Raw genomic sequence first — 5,308 nt, 5'->3', positions numbered from 1 at the left:
CCCCTCGGTGCCGAGGTTCGCCGTCGGGTCGTAGCCGGATCCCTTCACCACGACCTTGTCGCCCGCCTTGAGAGCGGCGCCTGCGGCCGGCGTGGTGCCGTCGGCGAGGAAGACCTCGATCGCCGCAGACTTCGGCGAGGTGCCCGGATCGGTACCCGGATCGGTGCCGGGGTCCGTACCGGGGTCGGTGCCAGGATCGGCGCCGGGGTCGGTGCCAGGATCGGTGCCAGGATCGGTGCCAGGATCGGTGCCAGGGTCCGTACCGGGATCGGTCGGCACGGGACCGAACACGGCGTCCCACTGTCCGGACGAGATGACGACATCGCCGCGACCGTAGATGGTGGCGTCGCTGGGGTTCGAGTGCTTCTGCCACACGAGCACCTCGTAGGACTTCGTCCGATCCAGCGATCCGGCCGGTGCATCGAGCGTGAACGAGCTCGCGCCGGCGGCGACGGTCGGCATCACGAACGCGGCATACCCGCCCCCGCCGCTGAGTCCCGACTCCGTGCCCTTCATGATCAGCGCGGCGTACGTGCCTTCGACCTCGGGCAGGCCGGCGGCCTGCACTTGCACGCTCACGCCGGAGGTGGTTGCCGACGCGACCGTCGCGGTGACCGCAGCGCCGGCGGCATGCGCTGGCGGGACGATCACCGCGCCGGCGGCGACGAGGAGAAGGGAGACGAAAGCGGCGAGCAGCACGCGTATGCGGGTGCTCACCGAGGGTGCGGGGGCTGTGGTGTTCACGGTTCTCCACGGCTCCGGGCGCACCGAGAAGCAGGCGCGCCGGCGGTGCCGCAATGCAGTCGGGCGAGGAAGGAGTTTTGGTTAGGCTTAGCTAAGCAAGCCGCCGGTCCCGAGCGTAGAGGTGCGGATCATCGCGCGTCAAGTTTTAGGATAGCCTTGCCTAATGCGTCGAGTTCCCGCCCTCCTCTTCGTCGCCGTTCTCGCCCTCGGGCTCACCGCCTGCGCAGAACCGGAGGCCACCGCGGCACCGGCCTCCGTCGCCGATGACGACTGCCCGCAGGCATCCGTCCCGCTCGCCTCGCTCGACCTCATCGACGACGTGCGCACGCACGAAGGCCCCTCGACCGCCTGCCTGTCGAGTCACGCGATCGAGCCCGTCGACAACGACAGCGCTCCGAAGCTGCCTGTGACCGTGACCGACAGCGAGGGCCACGAGGTCGAGATCAGCGACGTCGACCGCATCCTCCCGATCGACATCTCGGGCACGATCGCATCGACCGTGTTCGCGCTCGGCCTCGGCGATCAGGTCGTCGGTCGCGACGCCTCCACCGTCTTCGCCGGTACCGAAGACCTTCCCGTCGTGACGAAGACCGGTCACACGCTCAATGCCGAGGCGATCCTCGAGCTGGCCCCGACCGTGGTCCTCACCGACACCACGATCGGCCCGAAGGAGGTGCGTCAGCAGTTGCGCGACGCGGGAATCGCGGTCGTCGTGATCTCCAGCGACCGGCGACTCGACACCACCGACGAGCTGGTGACCGAGATCGCCGCCGCTCTCGGTGTGCCGAGCCGCGGTGAAGCACTCATCCAGCGGCTGGATGCATCGGTCGACGAGACGCTCGCGGAGATCGCCGAGGTCGTTCCCGCCGACGAAGCCGAACGCGCACGGATGCTGTTCCTGTACGTGCGCGGCAGCGCGAACGTCTACTACATCTTCGGCGAGGACTCCGGAGCCGATTCGCTGATCGACGCCGTCGGCGGTGTCGACGTGGCGGCCGAGATCGGCTGGGAGGGTATGAAGCCGATGACCGCGGAAGCCCTGGTCGCCGCACAGCCCGACGTCCTCGTGATGATGACCGACGGTCTGGAGTCGGTCGGCGGCATCGACGGACTGATCGAGCGGATCCCCGCCGTGGCAGAGACCCCCGCCGGAGCGAATCGCCGCGTGATCGACATGGCGGACAGCGAGATCCTCAGCTTCGGTCCACGTACCGCCGACGTGATCGGGGCCCTGGCTCGCGCCCTCTACGCCCCCGAGCCCGCGACGTGACCGGCGAGGTCGTCACCCCGACCCCTTCGAGACACCGGGGTCTGCGCTTCGCGCTGGTGGCGGTCGGCCTGACCGTCGCGCTCGCCGTCACCTGCATCGTGTCGATCACGAGCGGACAGTATGACCTCTCCCCCGCATCGCTGATCGGAGTGCTGCTGCGCGGTGTCGGCATCGACACCGCGTGGGCGCCGACGGCTTCCACCGACTACGGCGTGATCTTCAATCTGCGGATGCCGCGCATCGTGCTCGGGCTGCTCGTCGGCGCCGCCCTCGCCGTCTCGGGTGTGCTCATGCAGGCGATCTTCGGCAACCCCCTCGCGGACGCCGGTGTCGTGGGGGTCTCCTCGGGCGCAGCGCTCGGCGCGGCAGCGAGCATCACCTTCGGACTCGCGACGTTCGGCATGTGGACCACGCCGGCGTTCGCGTTCCTCGGGGGGCTGGTCGCAGTGTTCTCGGTGTACTTCATCAGTCGGTCCGGTGGTCGCACCGAGGTCGTGACCCTGCTGCTGACGGGCATCGCGATCAACGCGATCGCGGGCGCCGGCATGGCGTTCTTCACGTTCCTCGGCACCACGTCGACGCGCGAGCAGATCGTGTTCTGGCAGCTGGGATCGCTGAACGGCGCGTTGTGGTCGAACATCCAGCTCGTCGCACCCCTCGTGCTGATCGGCGTCGTCATCGCGTTGATCGTGGCACCGAGCCTCGACCTCTTCGCCCTCGGCGAGCGCACCGCCAGGCACCTCGGCGTCAATGTCGAGCTGCTGCGGATCGTCGTCATCGTGACCGTCGCGCTGCTGGTGTGCGCGGCGGTCGCGTTCGCGGGGATCATCGGCTTCGCCGGGCTCGTGGTCCCGCACCTGATGCGCATGCTGATCGGGCCGGCCCACCTGCCGCTCGTGATCGCCTCGGCTCTCGGTGGCGCACTGCTCATCGCCGTCGCCGACCTCGTCGCGCGTACGGCCGTACCGCTCGCCGATCTGCCCATCGGCATGATCACCTCGCTCGTGGGCGGGCCCTTCTTCCTGTGGCTGCTCGTGCGCACCCGCCGTCGCTCGGGAGGATGGGCATGAACGTGCGGCTGCGCGGATCGGGGCTCACGGTTCGCGTGGGCGAAGGACGGACGATCCTCGACGACGCCTCCATCGAGATCCACCGCGGAGAGATCCACGCCCTGGTCGGGCCGAACGGGGCCGGCAAGTCCACCCTGTTCGGAGTGCTCGCCGGAGACGTGCCGGCTCACGCAGGGACGGTCGAGCTCGACGGGCGGTCGATCGACCGGATCAAGCCGCGCACGCTCGCCCAGCAGCGCGCTGTCCTCCTGCAGGAGAACACCGTCACGTTTCCCTTCAGCGCCGAACAGGTCGTGCGCATGGGGCGTACTCCGTGGGCACGCACACCCGCGGCCGACGAGGACGACGAGCTGGTGTCCGCAGCGATGACACAGACCGAGGTGACGGCGCTCGGATCGCGGGCCGTGCCCTCACTGTCCGGCGGCGAGCGCGCAAGGGTCGCCCTCGCCCGCGTGATCGCCCAGGCCACCGGCGTCCTGCTGCTCGACGAACCGACCGCTGCTCTCGACCTCAAGCACCACGAAGACGTCATGCGGTTGATCCGGGGACTCGCTGACACGGGGATCGCGGTGGCGATCGTGCTGCACGACCTCAACGCCGCACTCGCGCACGCCGACCGCGTCACCTTGCTCACGGGCGGTCGTGTCGCGGCGACAGGCACAGCGAGCGAGGTGCTCACTGCCGAGCGGATCGAGCAAGTGTACGGCCAGGCGGTCGACGTGTTCCCCCACCCCACGACCGGTGTGCCGCTCGTGGTCGCTCGGCGCTGAACCCTGCGGGGCTAGGACTCTTCGCGAAGCGAGCGGATCATGCTTCGGAGGATCTTCCGTGCTCCCGTCTGCTCCTCCTGCGTCATACCGGACAGCATCCGGACCTCGACGGAGCGGACGGCCGCGGTCGCCGTCGCGAGACTTTCACGGCCGCGCTCGGTGAGGCGGGCGGGGAGGGTCTTTCCGACAGGCGCTTCCGACGGCCTGGTGACGAACCCCTCGCGTTCGAGCGCCTGGAGCAGGACGTTCATCGACTGCCTCGTCACGAATGCGCCCCGTGCGAGATCGGAGTTCGACAGGCCGGGCCGCTGGGAGAGCAGTTCGAGACAGGAGTAGTGGGTGATGGTCATGCCGAGCGGACGCAGCACCTCTTCCATCGCGGTGCGGAGAGCGCTCGATGCCTCCTTCAGCAGGTAGCCCAACGACGTGTCGAGGTCGATGCCTGCGCGGTCTTGACTCATGTCAGTATTCTGACATACACTCGCCTATGTCAGAAAACTGACACAAAGCGAAGGATTCTCCCATGCCCGTCACCGGCCCCGACTTCATCTCCCTGCAGGCGCGCGACCTCGCCGCCTCCCAGGCGTTCTACGAGCGCTACCTCGGCCTCGTCCGCTCTCCCGCAGGCCCTCCCCACGCCGTCGTCTTCGAGACCGCACCGATCGCGTTCGCCCTCCGGGACATCGCACCGGGCACCGACCTGACCGGCGTAGCCCAGCCCGGCATCGGCGCCGCCATCTGGCTGCACGCCACCGATGTCCAGGCCATCCACGATGCACTCCTCGCCGACGGACACACCATCGTCGCGGAACCGATCGACGGCCCGTTCGGTCGGACCTTCACGTTCGCCGACCCCGACGGGTACCGGATCACCCTCCACGACCGCGCCTGACTCCCCGCCGCGTGCCTGCCCGCCGCTACGCTGGAGGATCGCCCACCGGAGGATCGATACGCCATGCCGTCTGCATCCGAACTGCTCGACATCGCCCTCTCCGCCGCCGCTGCCGGCGCCGCAGTCCTCGCCGAGGCGGCAGACGAGCGCGATGCATCGCCCGACGCACTCGGCCTTCGCACGAAGGGCGCGTCCGGCGACGTGGTGACCGAGATCGACCTGCGCGCCGAACGCGCGATTCGCGCTGTGATCGCCGAACACCGCCCCGACGACGAGGTGTCGGGTGAGGAGTACGCGACCACCGGCACCGGCTCCGCGCTGCGCTGGTCGATCGACCCGCTCGACGGCACCTCGAACTTCGTGCGCGGACTGCCGCACTACGGATCGTCCGTCGCGGTGCAGGACGTGAGCTCCGGCACCTGGCTCGCCGGCGTGGTGCACGCCCCCGAGCTCGAGCACGTCTACTCCGCCGGAGCGGGACTGGGGGCGTACCGCGAGTCCCGCGGCACGCGGCGAAGGCTTCACGGGCCGGCAGCAGACGCGACCCCTGTGCTGCTCGCAG

7 protein-coding genes are annotated in these 5,308 nt (G+C 69.3%); 5 read left to right on the top strand and 2 right to left on the bottom strand.

Annotated elements, in window-relative coordinates:
• On the bottom strand, positions 1-744 hold a 744-nt coding region (locus AX744_RS06420), incomplete at its 3' end, for a hypothetical protein (RefSeq protein ID WP_197429166.1).
• 163 nt (positions 745-907) lie between these two features.
• Between AX744_RS06420 and AX744_RS06415 the strand changes: the two genes are divergently transcribed.
• From AX744_RS06415 to AX744_RS06405, 3 genes are read left to right on the top strand one after another with little or no spacing between them, the layout of a single operon-like run.
• Entirely contained in the window at positions 908-2,014 is a 1,107-nt protein-coding gene (locus tag AX744_RS06415) for a heme/hemin ABC transporter substrate-binding protein (protein WP_061015902.1), read from the top strand.
• Entirely contained in the window at positions 2,011-3,084 is a 1,074-nt protein-coding gene (locus tag AX744_RS06410; protein WP_058631634.1) for a FecCD family ABC transporter permease, read from the top strand. Before AX744_RS06415 ends, AX744_RS06410 begins: the two co-directional genes overlap by 4 nt.
• Positions 3,081-3,854, top strand: a complete 774-nt coding sequence (locus AX744_RS06405; protein WP_058631633.1) for a heme ABC transporter ATP-binding protein — start codon at positions 3,081-3,083, stop codon at positions 3,852-3,854. Before AX744_RS06410 ends, AX744_RS06405 begins: the two co-directional genes overlap by 4 nt.
• 11 nt (positions 3,855-3,865) lie before the next feature.
• On the opposite strand, the gene AX744_RS06400 is transcribed toward AX744_RS06405, so the two are convergent.
• A complete protein-coding gene (locus AX744_RS06400; RefSeq protein WP_046746853.1) occupies positions 3,866-4,315 on the bottom strand; it encodes a MarR family winged helix-turn-helix transcriptional regulator in 450 nt (149 codons plus the stop codon).
• Positions 4,316-4,377: 62 nt separating this feature from the next.
• Here AX744_RS06400 and AX744_RS06395 point away from each other — a divergent pair, with 62 nt between their 5' ends.
• Together AX744_RS06395 and AX744_RS06390 are read left to right on the top strand one after the other, a co-directional pair.
• Entirely contained in the window at positions 4,378-4,746 is a 369-nt protein-coding gene (locus tag AX744_RS06395) for a VOC family protein (RefSeq protein WP_058631632.1), read from the top strand.
• Positions 4,747-4,809: 63 nt separating this feature from the next.
• Positions 4,810-5,308, top strand: a 499-nt coding sequence (locus AX744_RS06390; RefSeq protein ID WP_331709294.1) for an inositol monophosphatase family protein, incomplete at its 3' end; no start/stop codon positions are given.

The sequence above is a fragment of the Microbacterium sp. CCH5-D1 genome (assembly GCF_001557335.1).
In the GTDB taxonomy this organism is placed as follows: Bacteria; Actinomycetota; Actinomycetes; order Actinomycetales; family Microbacteriaceae; genus Microbacterium; species Microbacterium oxydans.
This window is presented reverse-complemented; position numbering and strand designations above follow the sequence as displayed.

Coding starts and splice junctions, on each gene's coding strand:
- AX744_RS06415 (WP_061015902.1), top strand. CDS start 908: ATGCGTCGAGTTCCCGCCCTCCTCTTCGTCGCCGTTCTCGCCCTCGGG.
- AX744_RS06405 (WP_058631633.1), top strand. CDS start 3,081: ATGAACGTGCGGCTGCGCGGATCGGGGCTCACGGTTCGCGTGGGCGAA.
- AX744_RS06400 (WP_046746853.1), bottom strand. CDS start 4,315: ATGAGTCAAGACCGCGCAGGCATCGACCTCGACACGTCGTTGGGCTAC.
- AX744_RS06395 (WP_058631632.1), top strand. CDS start 4,378: ATGCCCGTCACCGGCCCCGACTTCATCTCCCTGCAGGCGCGCGACCTC.